Genomic DNA, 14,582 nt, shown 5'->3' on the forward strand with positions numbered 1-14,582 from the left:
ATCAGACGAGCGGTTTAGGCTCGCGCTGCTCTTCGTCGGCGTGCGTTGCAGGCTCAACCGAGCTTGGAGCTTGCTCGATCACTGGGGCGGATTGCTCTGCCACAGGCTGGGCTGCAGCTTCGGTCACTTCGGCAGGAGCGGGAGCGGCGTCGACAGCCGCTGGAGCTTCTACCAGAGCCGGTTCGGCAACGATTACCGCTTCAACTGGGGCGGCAGCCGCCAGTTCCGCTTCCTTCTGCAGGCGCTCGGCTTCACGCTTACGGCGACGCACTTCACGCGGGTCGTTCGGTGCGCGGCCATTGCTGGTCAGGGCGCTGGCCGGTGCGGCTTCGACCACCGGAGCCGGTTCGGCAACGGCAGGGGCTGTAGCCGCTGCGGGCTCTTCAGCCTGCACAGGCGGTTGTGCCGCCAGGGGTTGCTCGACCACCGCCGGCTCAGCCGCAGGGGCTGGAACCTCGGCTGTTTCTTCAACCACTGGTGTCTGGACCACAGGTTCCGCAACCGGTTGCTCGATAACTGGCTGCTCAGCAACTACAGGCTGGTCTTGGACGGCCACGCTTGTTTCGGCAGCGGCTTCAGCCGGTTGTTCTTCGCGTGCAGGTTGCACTTCGACGGCTGGAACTGCAGGCGTTTGCACTGCGCTGGTGGCTTCAACCACTGGTGCTTCCGGAGCCTGTTGTTCAGCTGCTTCCGGAGCCTGTTGGTCGGCCGCGGCGGTAGCGCGCTCGGCTTGCTGGTGAGCTTCGGCCTCAGCGTTGGCGCTGATGGCGGGGCTGGTAACAGCGGCTGTTACCGCGAGGCCGGCAGCCAAGTCAGCGCTGCTTGGTTCTGCGGCGTTCTCTTCCGAGCCTTCGATCACATCGCCATTGGCATCACGCTGACGCTCGCGGCGATTGCTGCGACGACGTTGACCACGAGAACGACGACGTGGACGTTCGCCTTCGGCGTTGTCCTGGCCTTCCTCCTGCGCTTGCTCTTCGTTGGGCAGCACTTCTTCTTCGCTGGCGGCTGCCGCTTGGGCCTGCTCGGTACGTGGTTGACGCTCTTCGCGTGGCGCACGTGGCTGGCGTTCTTCGCGAGGCTGGCGAGCTGGACGCTCTTCGGCAACGACTGCAGCGGTAGCTGCGGCAGCTGGAGCGGCATCCAGTGGCTCGCGCAGTTCGCGAACGCGTTCTTCGCGCTCACCGCGTGGCTTGCGGTCTTCACGAGGCGCGCGCGGTTGACGCTCTTCACGAGGTGCGCGTGGAGCGCGTTCTTCGCGGGCTACGTTCTGTGCTTCTTCACGGACTTCACGGGGTTCGCGTGGTTGACGCTCTTCCCGTGGCGCGCGTTCTTCACGCGGAGCACGTTCTTCGCGTGGCTTACGTTCTTCATCGCGGCGACCGTTACGGTTGCGGCTCTGCTGGCGACCATTGCGACGTTGCTCTTCATTGTTGCGGGCAGGACGCTCGGTCACTGGTTTCTCAACCACTACCGGAGCGGCCGGCTCTTCCTTGGTGGCGAACAGGCTGACTAGGGACTTCACCAGCCCTTTGAACAGACTTGGTTCGGCAACAACCGGAGTGGGGGTGGCGGCCGGGGCTGGGGCTTCGGTTGGCACTGGAGCGTTGGCGCGAGCCGGAGCAGTCTTCACTGCAGCTTCCTGGCGAACCAGGGTGCGGGTGGCGGCAGTTGGCTGAACTTCTTCGGCTTCGGCAGCGGCAGCGGCGATTTCGTAGCTGGACTGGTTGGTGTTGGCTTCCGGGCTGTCATCGCGCAGGCGCTGAACTTCGAAGTGCGGCGTTTCGAGGTGATCGTTCGGCAGGATGACGATGCGGGCACGGGTACGCAGTTCGATCTTGGTGATCGAGTTGCGTTTTTCGTTGAGCAGGAAAGCGGCGACCGGAATCGGCACTTGGGCGCGAACTTCGGCGGTGCGGTCTTTCAGGGCTTCTTCTTCGATCAGGCGCAGGATCGCCAGGGACAGCGACTCGACGTCACGGATGATGCCGGTGCCGTTGCAGCGTGGGCAGACGATGCCGCTGCTTTCACCCAGGGATGGGCGCAGGCGCTGACGGGACATTTCCAGCAGGCCGAAGCGCGAGATGCGGCCGATCTGTACACGGGCGCGGTCGGCTTCCAGGCATTCGCGGACTTTTTCTTCCACTGCGCGCTGGTTTTTGGCCGGGGTCATGTCGATGAAGTCGATGACGATCAGGCCGCCGATGTCACGCAGACGCAGTTGGCGAGCGATTTCTTCCGCTGCTTCCAGGTTGGTCTGCAGAGCGGTTTCTTCGATGTCGCTGCCTTTGGTGGCGCGGGCCGAGTTGATGTCGATGGACACCAGGGCTTCGGTTGGGTCGATGACGATGGAGCCGCCGGAAGGCAGTTCAACCACGCGCTGGAAGGCGGTCTCGATCTGGCTTTCGATCTGGAAGCGGTTGAACAGCGGCACGCTGTCTTCGTACAGCTTGATCTTGCTGGCGTACTGCGGCATCACCTGGCGGATGAAGGTCAGGGCTTCGTCCTGGGCTTCAACGCTGTCGATCAGCACTTCGCCGATGTCCTGGCGCAGGTAGTCGCGAATGGCGCGGATGATCACGTTGCTTTCCTGGTAGATCAGGAAAGGCGCGGAGCGATCCAGCGACGCTTCTTTGATGGCGGTCCAGAGTTGCAGCAGGTAGTCGAGGTCCCACTGCATTTCTTCGCTGCTGCGGCCCAGGCCGGCGGTGCGCACGATCAGGCCCATGTCGGCCGGTGCGACCAGACCATTCAGCGCTTCACGCAGTTCATTGCGTTCTTCGCCTTCAATGCGGCGAGAAATGCCGCCGGCACGTGGGTTGTTCGGCATCAGCACCAGGTAGCGACCGGCCAGGCTGATAAAGGTGGTCAGGGCGGCGCCCTTGTTGCCACGTTCTTCTTTCTCGACCTGGACGATGACTTCCTGGCCTTCGCTCAGGACGTCCTTGATGTTGACGCGGCCTTCGGGGGCTTTCTTGAAGTATTCGCGGGAGATTTCTTTGAGGGGCAGGAAGCCATGGCGCTCAGAGCCGAAATCGACAAAGGCAGCCTCAAGGCTTGGTTCGATGCGAGTGATGCGGCCTTTATAGATGTTGGCCTTTTTCTGCTCGCGTGCACCGGACTCGATGTCCAGGTCGTAGAGGCGCTGGCCGTCTACCAGGGCAACACGCAACTCTTCGGGTTGAGTTGCGTTAATCAGCATTCTTTTCATGTAGTACCGTCGGTTTCCGGGCTGCCGGAAACGGCGTTCGGCACACACGACTTCTCACGGTCGGTGTCAGGTGCGTCAGGAGTGCTTGAACACTCCAGTGTCTAGCGAGGTTCGTCCAAATAACTAAGGGCGAAGTCGCAACTCACGCGTCCTGCTTGCTGTGGTGACTAAGGCACCGCTTAAGCAAAAAATCTGTCAGGAGGAGGAATCAACCGGCTACTGTGGACGAGATGAAGCGTCTTGATAAAGCCTAATGCTACACAGTCCGACGGTTGTGCATCTCCACCCTACACGTATCCCTGATAATTCGGGTGCTGCCGCGCGCAGAATCCGCAGCGGGTTGGCATTTACCGTGACCTCCGAAAGGGGAGGTCACGCATCATGGCTAAAGGCGTTGTTTCCGTAACTTACGCTCGGGTTTGTTAGTCGCTGACTGCACTTTGTGAACTGGCCGTTAATCGCTGCGTAAGAAGCGAGTGATGACTCTGCTTTATACGGGTTTCAGGCCTCATGTCACCTGCGCTTGTTACAACGTCAAACTCTTCCGTTATGTAGCGAGGGTTGCGTAGGACGGCCTTGCGTCCTCTTGAATTGCGTTGGTCAGGGCCGGCTAGTTGCCGATATTGCGCTGTCCAGCCGCTTTTGGCGGCGTTCGCGACTATAGCAGCAATCATTAAGTGCTTCAAATCCATAAAAAATTGTTATCATTCGCGCCATGACGACTACTGCCCCTTCGACCCCAGGCGTTCAAATGCTTGAGGTCTCGCCGGAATATGCCGGCCAACGTATTGATAACTTCCTTCTAGCGCGACTCAAGGGTGTGCCCAAGACCTTGATTTACCGCATTTTGCGTAAAGGCGAGGTGCGTGTGAACAAGGGGCGGATCAAGCCCGAATACAAGTTGCAGGCGGGCGATGTAGTGCGCGTGCCGCCGGTGCGTGTACCCGAGCGTGATGAGCCTGTCCCGCTGGCTCAGGGTTTGCTGCAGCGACTGGAAGCCTCGATCGTCTTCGAAGACAAGGCGCTGATTGTCATTAACAAGCCTGCCGGGATTGCCGTGCATGGTGGCAGTGGTCTGAATTTCGGTGTGATTGAAGCCTTCCGTCAGTTGCGTCCGGATGCCAAGGAGCTGGAGTTGGTGCATCGTCTCGACCGCGACACGTCCGGTCTGCTGATGATCGCGAAAAAGCGCAGCATGCTCCGTCATCTTCACGCCGCGCTGCGTGGCGATGGGGTGGACAAACGCTACATGGCCTTGGTTCGTGGGCATTGGGCGACTGCTGTGAAGCAGGTGCGCGCGCCGTTGCTCAAGAGCAACCTGCGCTCTGGCGAACGCATGGTGGAAGTCAACGAAGAGGGTAAGGAGGCCTTGACCGTGTTCAAGGTGCTGCGCCGTTTCGGTGACTTTGCCACCATGGTCGAGGCCAAGCCTGTGACTGGGCGCACCCATCAGATTCGCGTGCACACTTTGCATGCCGGGCATTGCATTGCGGGGGACAGCAAGTACGGCGATGACGATTTCACTCGCGAAATCCGTGAGCTGGGCGGCAAGCGCTTGTTTCTCCATGCCTATATGTTGACGGTGCCGCTACCTGATGGTGGCGAGCTGAAGTTGCAGGCTCCGGTGGACGATATGTGGGCCAAGACCGTGGAGCGTTTGAGTGCGCCCTGACTACAAATTGCTGATTTTTGATTGGGACGGCACTCTGGCGGATTCCATTGGTCGGATTGTCGAGGCGATGCATGTGTCTGCCGATCGTTCCGGTTTTTCGCGCTGTGATGATCTTGCGGTCAAGGGCATCATCGGCCTGGGGCTGCCTGAAGCGATTCGTACGCTTTATCCGCAGATCGATGATGGCCAGTTGGTCGCCTTTCGTCAGCATTACGCCGATCATTACATAGCGCTTGAAGCTGAGCCTTCGCCTTTATTCGCAGGTGTGGTGCAGTCGCTGGATGCGTTTCGGGCCGAGGGTTATCAGTTGGCGGTCGCTACCGGCAAGGCGCGTCGCGGGCTGGATCGGGTGCTGAAAGCGCATGGCTGGGAAGGCTATTTCGATATTACCCGGGCGGCCGATGAAACCGCGAGCAAGCCTCATCCTTTGATGCTGGAGGAGATTCTTGCTCATTGTGGTGTCATGCCGCGTCAGGCTCTGATGGTGGGCGATTCCTCCTTTGACCTGTTGATGGCGCGCAATGCTGGTATGGATTCGGTGGCCGTCAGCTACGGCGCTCAATCCATTGAAGCTTTGCAGGCATTCGAGCCGCGCTTATGTATCGACCGTTTTCCTCAATTGCATGCCTGGCTGAGTCAGGGTGCTGAATAAGTTTTTGCTGGGGTAGCAGGCATGACCGATGAATGGAAGGCGCCGAGCAAGGCGGGTGCCGAAGCTGGAGACGATAAAAGCTGGAAGCTGCTGGAAAAGACCCTGCTGGCCGGTGTTCAGGAGCAGCGTCGCTCGCGGCGTTGGGGGATCTTCTTCAAGTTGCTGACATTTGTGTATCTGTTCGCGGCGCTGGCGTTGTTCACGCCGCTGATGACTCTGGAAAAAAATGCCACTCGTGGCAGTAGCTACACTGCGGTGATCGATGTGACGGGGATGATCGCCGATAAAGAGCCTGCCAGCGCTGACAATATTGTTGGTAGTCTGCGTGCCGCTTTTGATGATCCCAAGGTCAAGGGTATTGTCTTGCGCATTAATAGTCCCGGCGGCAGTCCGGTGCAGTCTGGCTATGTGTATGACGAGATTCGTCGTTTGCGTGCCTTGCATAAGGACACCAAGGTCTATGCGGTGATTTCCGATCTCGGTGCCTCTGGCGCTTATTACATTGCCAGCGCCGCTGACGAGATTTATGCCGATAAGGCGAGTCTGGTCGGTTCCATTGGTGTGACCGCGGCTGGTTATGGGTTCGTGGGTGCCATGGAGAAGCTGGGGGTTGAGCGCCGCACTTATACATCGGGCGAGCACAAGTCGTTCCTGGATCCGTTCCAGCCGCAAAAGCCTGAAGAGACGAAATTCTGGCAGGGCGTGCTGGATACTACCCATCGCCAATTCATTGCCAGCGTCAAGCAGGGGCGTGGCGATCGCTTGAAGGACAAAGAACACCCAGAGCTGTTTTCCGGGTTGGTCTGGTCTGGCGAGCAAGCGCTGGCGCTGGGGCTGATCGATGGCCTGGGTAATACCAGTTCGGTCGCGCGGGATGTGATCGGCGAGAAGGAGCTGGTGGACTTCACTGTTCAGGAGTCGCCTTTTGATCGCTTCTCGAAAAAGCTTGGCGCCAGTGTGGCTGAACAGATTGCAATGTGGATGGGTTTTCAGGGGCCGAGCTTGCGCTAGGTTCGTGATGTCGCCTAAAAAGCCGGCCTGAGTGCCGGCTTTTTGCTGCTGGGTCAGGGGATTTTCACGCCTTCGCTCAGCAGCATGTCCACCAGGCGGATCAGTGGCAGGCCGATCAGGCTGGTGGCGTCGCTGCCTTCGGTGCTTTGGAACAAGCTGACCCCTAAGCCTTCGGCCTTGAAGCTGCCTGCGCAATCGAAGGGTTGCTCGGCGCGCAGGTAGCGTTCTATGCGGACGCTGTCGAGGGTGCGCATGTTGACCGTGAAAGGGATGCAGTCGACCTGGCAGTGGCCGGTCTGGCTGTTGAGCAGGGCCAGGCCGGTGAGGAAGGTTACGCTGGCGCCGCTGGCATCCAGCAATTGCTGGCGGGCCCTGTCGAAGGTGTGGGGTTTGCCAATGATGCGCTCGCCCAGTACGGCAACCTGGTCCGAGCCGATGATCAGGTGCGCTGGGTGGCTGGCGGCAAGGGCGCGGGCTTTTTCTTCGGCCAGGCGTTTCACCAGCTCAGTGGCGGGTTCGTCCGGGTGACGGCTTTCGTCAATGTCAGGGGCGCTGCAGGTGAAGGGTAATTGCAGGCGTGAGAGCAATTCCCGGCGGTAAATCGAGCTCGAGGCGAGTAATAAAGGCAGCATGCGCATCTCCTGAGATGGGGCGGGAATTCTAGCGGGGCTCGCAAGTGACGGACAGGGCTGAATTTCCTTTGACATGGCCGGGGGCATCCCTATAATGCTGCGCCTATGTTGAATGACCCGATTCCACCTCACGTTGACCCGCGCAAATTGGCTGACCGTGGCACCACCCTTCAAGGTGAGCTGCTGCTGGCCGATTTGGAGAGACTCTGCGACCCGCTTTCCGACAATGTCGGTACGGTGCAGGCTAAATTCGTTTTCGAGCGTGACGAACGTAAAGCTGTAGTTATTCACAGCTCCATCGACGTCGAAGTCAAAATGGTTTGCCAGCGTTGTCTTGAGCTGGTCACCCTGCCGATCCACAGCGAGTGCAGTTACGCCGTGGTGAAGGAGGGTGCGAATACCCAGTCGTTGCCGAAAGGTTATGACGTGCTGGAACTGGGCGAAGATCCTTTGGATCTGCAGGCGTTGATTGAGGAGGAGCTTTTGCTCGCCTTGCCCATCGTTCCTGCTCATCATCCGGAAGAATGCCAGCAGCCGGCGGGGCTCGATGAGCCCGAACCGAGCGAGGACGAGGTAACGCGGTCCAACCCGTTCAGTGTATTGGCGCAGTTAAAGCGTGACCCAAACGTTTAGGAGTTAATCAATTATGGCTGTTCAGCAGAACAAAAAATCCCGCTCTGCCCGTGACATGCGTCGTTCCCACGATGCTCTCGAGGCTAGCACCCTGTCCGTAGAAAAGACCACCGGTGAAGTTCACCTGCGTCACCACGTATCGCCAGAAGGCGTATACCGTGGTCGTAAAGTGATCGACAAGGGCGCTGACGAGTAATCCTTGTCCGCTCAAGTTATCGCGATTGACGCAATGGGCGGGGACTTCGGTCCCCGCAGCATTGTTCAGGCCAGCATTGCCTGCCTGTCTGCTACCCCCTCGCTGCGCCTGACCCTGGTTGGTCAACCCACCCTCCTAGAAGAACTGCTCTCTGGCCATTCGGCCGCGGATCGCGTGCGCCTGACGATTACCCCGGCCAGCGAAGTGATCGCCATGGACGAAAAGCCTGCCCAGGCCTTACGTGGCAAGCCTGATTCGTCGATGCGGGTGGCGCTCGAGTTGTTGCGGGATGAAAAGGTCCAGGCCTGTGTCAGTGCCGGCAATACTGGGGCGTTGATGGCGTTGTCGCGTTACGTGCTCAAAACCCTGCCCGGTATTGATCGTCCGGCGATGGTGGCTGCCATTCCCACTCAGCGCGGTTATTGCCAGTTACTGGATTTGGGGGCCAACGTCGATTGCAGTGCTGAGCACCTTCTGCAGTTCGCCGTCATGGGGTCGGTGGCGGCGGAAACCCTGGGTGTCGTGCGGCCGCGCGTGGCGCTGCTGAACATCGGTACCGAAGACATCAAGGGCAATCAGCAGGTCAAACTGGCGGCGAGCCTGCTGCAGCAGGCTCGTGGTTTGAACTACATCGGTTTTGTTGAAGGCGATGGTCTGTATCGCGGTGAGGCGGATGTTGTGGTGTGCGACGGGTTCGTCGGCAACATCCTGCTCAAGTCCAGCGAGGGGCTGGCGACCATGATTGCGGCCCGTATCGAGGCGCTGTTCAGGCAGGGTCTGTTGTCTCGCGCTGTAGGGGTGCTGGCTTTGCCGTTGATGCGGCGGCTGCAGGCTGATTTGGCGCCGGCTCGGCACAACGGCGCGAGCTTTCTCGGGCTGCAGGGGATTGTAGTGAAAAGCCACGGCTCGGCCGGGGCTCAAGGGTTTCAGAGTGCAATTCAGCGGGCGCTGATCGAGATTCAGGAAGATTTGCCGCGGCGCCTGCATGGGCGTCTTGAAGATTTGTTGCTTTAGGCGTTTTCTCCGTTGAGTGCTTAAAATGTGACCGCTCAGTTCAATTGGCCATCCAACTGTCAGTTTCTTGCGTCCACTACGGTGTGACGTCAATTCTCCGACGACAAGATCATTAGGGGCTTGTTACATGTCTGCATCCCTCGCATTCGTCTTTCCAGGACAGGGTTCGCAGTCCCTCGGCATGTTGGCTGAGTTGGGCGCGCAGTACCCGCTGGTCCTCGACACGTTTAAAGAAGCCTCCGATGCTCTGGGCTATGACCTCTGGGCCCTGACCCAGCAAGGTCCTGAAGAGCAGCTCAATCAGACCGATAAAACCCAGCCTGCCATTCTCACCGCCTCTATTGCCTTGTGGCGTGTGTGGTTGGCTGAGGGGGGCGCGCGTCCTGCTTTTGTTGCCGGTCACAGCCTGGGGGAGTACAGCGCCCTGGTGGCCGCGGGCAGCCTCACATTGGCTGAGGCGGTCAAGTTGGTTGAGTGCCGTGGTCAGTTGATGCAGCAAGCCGTGCCTGCAGGGCAGGGTGGCATGGCGGCGATTCTCGGTCTGGACGATGCCGATGTGGTGGCGGCCTGTACTGAAGCGGCGCAAGGCGAGGTGGTCAGCGCTGTGAACTACAACTCCCCGGGTCAGGTGGTGATCGCGGGAGCCAAGGCCGCGGTGGATCGCGCCATTGAGGGCTGCAAGGCTCGTGGTGCCAAACGCGCCATGCCGTTGCCGGTCAGTGTGCCATCCCACTGTGAACTGATGCGTCCGGCGGCCGAGCGTTTTGCTGAATCGATCGCGGCGATCAACTGGCAGGCTCCGCAAATTCCGCTGGTGCAGAACGTCAGCGCTGCCGTGGCGGCTGATTTGGAGACTCTCAAGCGTGATCTGCTGGAGCAACTCTACAAGCCGGTGCGTTGGGTCGAGTCGGTACAGACCCTGGCCAACCAGGGGGCCACTCAGTTGGTCGAGTGCGGTCCGGGCAAGGTTCTGGCCGGGCTCAACAAGCGCTGCGCCGAAGGCGTATCGACCTCTAACCTGAATACCCCAGACGCTTTCGCTGCCGCTCGTGCAGCGTTGGCCTGAACTAGGAGAAGCCTGCATGACTCTGCAAGGTAAAGTTGCACTGGTGACCGGTGCCAGCCGTGGTATCGGTCAGGCCATCGCCCTCGAATTGGGCCGGATGGGCGCCATCGTTGTGGGGACCGCCACGTCTGCCTCGGGTGCTGAGCGCATTGCCGCCACCCTCAAGGAAAACGGCATTCAAGGCACGGGCCTTGAACTCAATGTCACCAGCGATGAATCCGTGGCTGCGGTTCTGGCAAGCATCACTGAGCAGTTCGGTGCGCCGGCGATCCTGGTGAACAACGCCGGTATCACTCGCGACAACCTGATGATGCGCATGAAAGATGACGAGTGGTACGACGTGGTCGATACCAACTTGAACAGTCTGTATCGCCTGTCCAAGGGCGTTCTGCGTGGCATGACCAAGGCGCGTTGGGGGCGAATTATCAGTATTGGCTCGGTTGTGGGTGCCATGGGCAACGCAGGCCAAGTAAACTACGCCGCCGCCAAAGCCGGTCTGGAAGGTTTCAGCCGTGCCCTGGCGCGTGAAGTGGGCTCGCGGTCGATTACTGTGAACTCGGTTGCTCCCGGCTTTATCGATACCGATATGACCCGTGAGTTGCCGGAGGCGCAGCGCGAAGCTCTGCAGGCGCAGATTCCGCTGGGTCGTCTGGGTCAGGCTCAAGAGATTGCGCAAGTGGTCGCTTTTCTGGCATCTGACGGTGCGGCATACGTTACTGGGGCTACAATCCCGGTCAACGGCGGGATGTATATGTGAGTCAAATGTGACGGATTGCTTCAAAAAAATGTCATACGAGCTGTCTAAAATCCGTTATAAAGCTGCAATCTATTTATAGGCAGATGGCCAAAGAGTTTGAGGGACAAAGCTTTCAGTTGAAAAGCTGAAAAGCCTTTCTATACACTTACCCACTGGCCAGCTGCCTGAATTTGTCCATTAGGAGTGAAAACAAGGTATGAGCACCATCGAAGAGCGCGTCAAGAAAATCGTTGCTGAGCAACTGGGCGTTAAAGAAGAAGAAGTTGTGAACACCGCTTCCTTCGTTGAAGACCTGGGTGCCGACTCCCTTGACACCGTTGAGCTGGTGATGGCTCTGGAAGAGGAATTCGAGACCGAAATCCCTGACGAAGAAGCTGAGAAGATCACTACCGTTCAAGCAGCTATCGACTACGTTACCAGCCACCAGGCTTAATCGTTTGTAGTCGTCTTTTGCTGTCATGGAAAAACCGCACTGCCGTTACGGCGTGCGGTTTTTTCTTTAGGCCTGATACAAAGTGTCGTCATTAGAAAAAGGAGAGTGCTGTGTCGCGTAGACGCGTCGTAGTCACCGGTATGGGTATGTTGTCGCCATTGGGTACGGATGTACCGAGTAGCTGGCAGGGCATTCTGGCTGGCCAAAGTGGCATCGGTCTGATCGAGCACACCGACCTTTCTGCCTATTCCACCCGTTTTGGCGGCTCGGTAAAGGGCTTCAATGTCGAGGAATACTTGTCGGCCAAAGAGGCTCGCAAACTCGACTTGTTCATTCAATACGGCCTGGCGGCCGGTTTTCAGGCGGTGCGTAACGCCGGATTGGAAGTCACCGACGCCAACCGTGAACGCATTGGCGTGGCCATGGGCTCGGGTATTGGCGGTTTGACCAATATCGAGGAAACCAGTCGCACCTTGCACGATTCCGGCCCACGACGGATTTCTCCGTTCTTTGTGCCTGGCTCGATCATCAATATGATTTCCGGCTTCCTGTCCATCCATCTGGGCGCCCAGGGGCCGAACTATGCCATTTCCACCGCCTGTACCACCGGTACCCACTGCATCGGCATGGCTGCGCGCAATATTGCGTACGGTGAAGCCGATGTGATGATCGCCGGCGGTGCTGAAATGGCCGCCTGTGGGCTGGGTATGGGCGGTTTCGGCGCGTCCCGTGCGCTGTCGACCCGCAATGACGAGCCCACGCGTGCCAGTCGTCCTTGGGACAAAGGGCGTGATGGCTTCGTGCTTGCCGACGGTGCTGGCGCCCTGGTGCTTGAAGAGCTGGAGCATGCCAAGGCCCGCGGTGCCACGATCTACGCCGAGCTGATCGGCTTTGGCATGAGCGGTGACGCCTATCACATGACGTCGCCACCCGCTGACGGCGCCGGTGCTGCCCGCTGTATCGCCAACGCCTTGCGCGACGCCCGGCTCAATGTCGATCAGGTGCAGTACATCAACGCCCACGGCACGTCCACGCCTGCCGGCGATCTGGCCGAAGCCGAGGCGATCAGGAGCGTGTTCGGCGATCATGCCTACAAGCTCGCGGTCAGTTCCACCAAGTCCATGACCGGTCACCTGTTGGGGGCTGCCGGGGCGATCGAGGCGATCTTCAGTGTGCTGGCGATCAACAGCCAGGTCGCGCCGCCCACCATCAACCTGGATGAGCCGGATGAAGGCTGTGACCTTGATTTCGTGCCGCACACCGCGCGCAGCATGGACATCGATGTGGTGCTGTCCAACTCCTTCGGCTTTGGTGGTACCAACGGCTCCCTGGTGTTCCGCCGGTTCTCCGAGTGATGCACAGCTGGGTCGACGGTCAGCCGGCCGACGCAGCCTCGCTCAAAGATCGCGGTCTGGCCTATGGCGATGGTCTGTTCGAGACCATCGTTGTTCGATCCGGACAGCCGCAACTGTTGGAGCGACATCTACAGCGTCTGGCTGAAGGTTGTCGGCGCCTGGCAATCACTGCGGATCAGCTCTTGATCCGCAGTGAAGTATTGGCCTATGCGGCGGCTCTGGGGGACGGGGTGCTCAAGCTGATCCTGACCCGGGGCGACAGTTTGCGCGGTTATGCCGCCGACCCCGCTGCCAGCGCGCGGCGGATTCTGCAAGGCGCTCCGTTGCCAGCTTATCCACGCGCGCATGCCGAGGAAGGGATTCACTTATTTCCTTGCGCCACACGTTTGTCCGAGCAGCCGCTACTGGCTGGCCTCAAGCACCTCAATCGTCTGGAGCAGGTACTGGCCCGTGCGGAGTGGTGCGACGCCGAACATGCTGAAGGCTTGATGCGCGATGTCTCTGGGCGAGTGATCGAAGGGGTGTTCAGCAACCTGTTCCTGGTCTGTCAGGGGCGCCTGCTGACAGCCGATCTAAGTCGCTGCGGCGTGGCCGGGGTGATGCGGGCTGAAATAGTGTTTCAGGCCGAGTCTCTGGGGGTTGCCGTGCAAGTCGCCGATATCAGCCTCGATCAACTGCAGCGGGCGGATGAGGTCTTTGTCTGCAACAGCGTCTATGGCATTTGGCCGGTGCGTGCCTGTGCCGGGATGCGCTGGTCGGCGGGGCCGCTCACCCGTAAACTGCAGGCCATTGCCCGCGCACTACTGGATGCTTGATTCGTGAGACGTAAATTACTGCTCCTGCTGGAAACCGGACTGGTCCTGGCAGGATTGCTGCTGGGCGCGAGTGCCTGGAAACTGAACACCGTTCTGAAGCAGCCGCTGAACCTGAGCCAGGAACAGTTGCTTGATGTCCCCTCCGGTTCTACTCCCACGGGTACTTTCAATCGTCTGCAAGCCGAGGGCGTGATCAAGGACGCGTTGTGGCTGCGTCTGTATTGGCGTTTCAATCTGCCGGGCCAGCCGTTGCACAGCGGCGAATACCGTATGACCCCCGGCATGACCGCCGAAGGCCTGATCGGTCTCTGGCAGCGCGGTGAGGTGGTGCAATACAGCTTGACCCTGGTGGAGGGCTGGAACTTTCGTCAGGTGCGTAACGCACTAGCCAACAACGATAAGTTGCAACAGACGCTGGCAGGCCTCAGCGACAGTCAAGTGATGGAAAAGCTCGGGCATGCCGGAGTCTTTCCCGAAGGCCGCTTCTTCCCCGATACCTATCGTTTTGTTCGTGGTATGACGGATGCTGAGATCCTCGAGAAAGCCTACGACCGTTTGGACGAGGTGCTGGCCAAGGAGTGGGGGCAGCGCGCTGACGATGCACCTTACAGCGACCCCTATCAGGCGCTGATCATGGCGTCGCTGGTGGAAAAGGAAACTGGCGTTCCCCAGGAGCGTGGACAGATCGCCGGAGTGTTCGTGCGACGCTTGCAGATTGGCATGCTGTTGCAGACCGATCCCACGGTGATCTACGGCCTGGGCGAGCGTTACACCGGTAAGTTGACGCGGGCGCACCTGCGCGAAGCCACGCCTTATAACACCTATGTGATCGCCGGTTTGCCGCCGACACCGATTGCCATGGTCGGGCGCGAGGCGATTCGCGCGGCCCTCAATCCGGTACGGGGCAAGAGTCTGTATTTTGTCGCGCGGGGCGATGGCAGCCATGTGTTCTCCGATAATCTGGATGCCCATAACCGCGCTGTGCGCGAGTTTCAGCTCAAGCGTCGTGCCGACTATCGCTCCAGTCCGGCACCCGCCCCGGCGGCTGCCGAGGCCCAGAGTCCGGCAGCAGCGGTGACGCCGGATACGCCAACCGAGTCCGCGCCGAAAAGCCCGCAATGACTTTGATTAAGGA

At 59.5% G+C, this 14,582-nt stretch carries 14 protein-coding genes; 12 read left to right on the forward strand and 2 right to left on the reverse strand.

Going from position 1 to position 14,582, the window contains the following annotated elements; all coding sequences use genetic code 11:
- Position 1: 1 nt before the first annotated feature.
- Entirely contained in the window at positions 2-3,211 is a 3,210-nt protein-coding gene (gene rne, locus PLD_RS24085; protein ID WP_159897216.1) for a ribonuclease E, read from the reverse strand.
- A 715-nt stretch (positions 3,212-3,926) separates the two neighbouring features.
- On the opposite strand from rne, the gene rluC reads away from it, so the two are divergent.
- Genes rluC through sppA form a run of 3 tightly spaced genes read left to right on the forward strand, consistent with a single transcriptional unit; the run spans position 3,927 to position 6,546 of the window.
- On the forward strand, positions 3,927-4,883 hold the full coding sequence (gene rluC, locus PLD_RS24090; protein ID WP_159897218.1) for a 23S rRNA pseudouridine(955/2504/2580) synthase RluC: 957 nt from the start codon (positions 3,927-3,929) through the stop codon (positions 4,881-4,883).
- A complete protein-coding gene (locus PLD_RS24095) occupies positions 4,873-5,535 on the forward strand; it encodes an HAD-IA family hydrolase (protein ID WP_159897220.1) in 663 nt (220 codons plus the stop codon). The genes rluC and PLD_RS24095 overlap by 11 nt, the downstream gene beginning before the upstream one ends.
- Positions 5,536-5,556: 21 nt before the next feature.
- Entirely contained in the window at positions 5,557-6,546 is a 990-nt protein-coding gene (gene sppA, locus PLD_RS24100; protein ID WP_159897222.1) for a signal peptide peptidase SppA, read from the forward strand.
- 53 nt (positions 6,547-6,599) lie between these two features.
- Here the strand turns inward: sppA and PLD_RS24105 are convergent, their stop codons facing one another.
- The gene (locus PLD_RS24105; RefSeq protein WP_159897224.1) at positions 6,600-7,178 is read right to left on the reverse strand and encodes a nucleoside triphosphate pyrophosphatase; all 579 of its coding nucleotides are present in this window, start codon (positions 7,176-7,178) and stop codon (positions 6,600-6,602) included.
- 105 nt (positions 7,179-7,283) lie between these two features.
- Here PLD_RS24105 and PLD_RS24110 point away from each other — a divergent pair, with 105 nt between their 5' ends.
- From PLD_RS24110 to mltG, 9 genes are all read left to right on the forward strand, one after another.
- Positions 7,284-7,811 carry a YceD family protein gene (locus tag PLD_RS24110; protein ID WP_009047832.1) on the forward strand — a complete coding sequence of 176 codons (528 nt, stop codon included), beginning with the start codon at positions 7,284-7,286 and terminating at the stop codon, positions 7,809-7,811.
- Positions 7,812-7,824: 13 nt separating this feature from the next.
- Complete coding sequence (gene rpmF / locus PLD_RS24115) at positions 7,825-8,007, forward strand: 50S ribosomal protein L32 (RefSeq protein ID WP_003179396.1); 183 nt, start codon at positions 7,825-7,827, stop codon at positions 8,005-8,007.
- 3 nt (positions 8,008-8,010) lie between these two features.
- Positions 8,011-9,021 (forward strand): phosphate acyltransferase PlsX, encoded by a 1,011-nt coding sequence (gene plsX, locus PLD_RS24120; RefSeq protein ID WP_159897226.1) that lies wholly within the window; start codon positions 8,011-8,013, stop codon positions 9,019-9,021.
- Positions 9,022-9,148: 127 nt separating this feature from the next.
- Positions 9,149-10,087, forward strand: coding sequence for an ACP S-malonyltransferase (gene fabD / locus PLD_RS24125; RefSeq protein ID WP_159897228.1), 939 nt, complete (start codon positions 9,149-9,151; stop codon positions 10,085-10,087).
- Between the two features lie 16 nt (positions 10,088-10,103).
- Positions 10,104-10,844 carry a 3-oxoacyl-ACP reductase FabG gene (gene fabG, locus PLD_RS24130; protein WP_159897230.1) on the forward strand — a complete coding sequence of 247 codons (741 nt, stop codon included), beginning with the start codon at positions 10,104-10,106 and terminating at the stop codon, positions 10,842-10,844.
- Between the two features lie 196 nt (positions 10,845-11,040).
- Positions 11,041-11,277, forward strand: coding sequence for an acyl carrier protein (gene acpP / locus PLD_RS24135; protein ID WP_003175607.1), 237 nt, complete (start codon positions 11,041-11,043; stop codon positions 11,275-11,277).
- 110 nt (positions 11,278-11,387) lie between these two features.
- Positions 11,388-12,632 carry a beta-ketoacyl-ACP synthase II gene (gene fabF / locus PLD_RS24140; RefSeq protein WP_159897232.1) on the forward strand — a complete coding sequence of 415 codons (1,245 nt, stop codon included), beginning with the start codon at positions 11,388-11,390 and terminating at the stop codon, positions 12,630-12,632.
- The gene (gene pabC, locus PLD_RS24145) at positions 12,632-13,447 is read left to right on the forward strand and encodes an aminodeoxychorismate lyase (RefSeq protein ID WP_159897234.1); all 816 of its coding nucleotides are present in this window, start codon (positions 12,632-12,634) and stop codon (positions 13,445-13,447) included. The genes fabF and pabC overlap by 1 nt, the downstream gene beginning before the upstream one ends.
- A 3-nt stretch (positions 13,448-13,450) precedes the next feature.
- Complete coding sequence (gene mltG, locus PLD_RS24150; protein ID WP_159897235.1) at positions 13,451-14,569, forward strand: endolytic transglycosylase MltG; 1,119 nt, start codon at positions 13,451-13,453, stop codon at positions 14,567-14,569.
- Positions 14,570-14,582 lie beyond the last annotated feature (13 nt).

Origin of the sequence: Pseudomonas sp. LD120 (assembly GCF_009861525.1) — a bacterium.
Lineage (GTDB): Bacteria > Pseudomonadota > Gammaproteobacteria > Pseudomonadales > Pseudomonadaceae > Aquipseudomonas.

Excerpts from the sequence above, each read along its gene's own strand:
- rne (WP_159897216.1), bottom strand. The coding sequence starts at position 3,211 with ATGAAAAGAATGCTGATTAACGCAACTCAACCCGAAGAGTTGCGTGTT.
- rluC (WP_159897218.1), top strand. The coding sequence starts at position 3,927 with ATGACGACTACTGCCCCTTCGACCCCAGGCGTTCAAATGCTTGAGGTC.
- sppA (WP_159897222.1), top strand. The coding sequence starts at position 5,557 with ATGACCGATGAATGGAAGGCGCCGAGCAAGGCGGGTGCCGAAGCTGGA.
- PLD_RS24105 (WP_159897224.1), bottom strand. The coding sequence starts at position 7,178 with ATGCTGCCTTTATTACTCGCCTCGAGCTCGATTTACCGCCGGGAATTG.
- PLD_RS24110 (WP_009047832.1), top strand. The coding sequence starts at position 7,284 with ATGTTGAATGACCCGATTCCACCTCACGTTGACCCGCGCAAATTGGCT.
- rpmF (WP_003179396.1), top strand. The coding sequence starts at position 7,825 with ATGGCTGTTCAGCAGAACAAAAAATCCCGCTCTGCCCGTGACATGCGT.
- fabD (WP_159897228.1), top strand. The coding sequence starts at position 9,149 with ATGTCTGCATCCCTCGCATTCGTCTTTCCAGGACAGGGTTCGCAGTCC.
- fabG (WP_159897230.1), top strand. The coding sequence starts at position 10,104 with ATGACTCTGCAAGGTAAAGTTGCACTGGTGACCGGTGCCAGCCGTGGT.
- acpP (WP_003175607.1), top strand. The coding sequence starts at position 11,041 with ATGAGCACCATCGAAGAGCGCGTCAAGAAAATCGTTGCTGAGCAACTG.
- pabC (WP_159897234.1), top strand. The coding sequence starts at position 12,632 with ATGCACAGCTGGGTCGACGGTCAGCCGGCCGACGCAGCCTCGCTCAAA.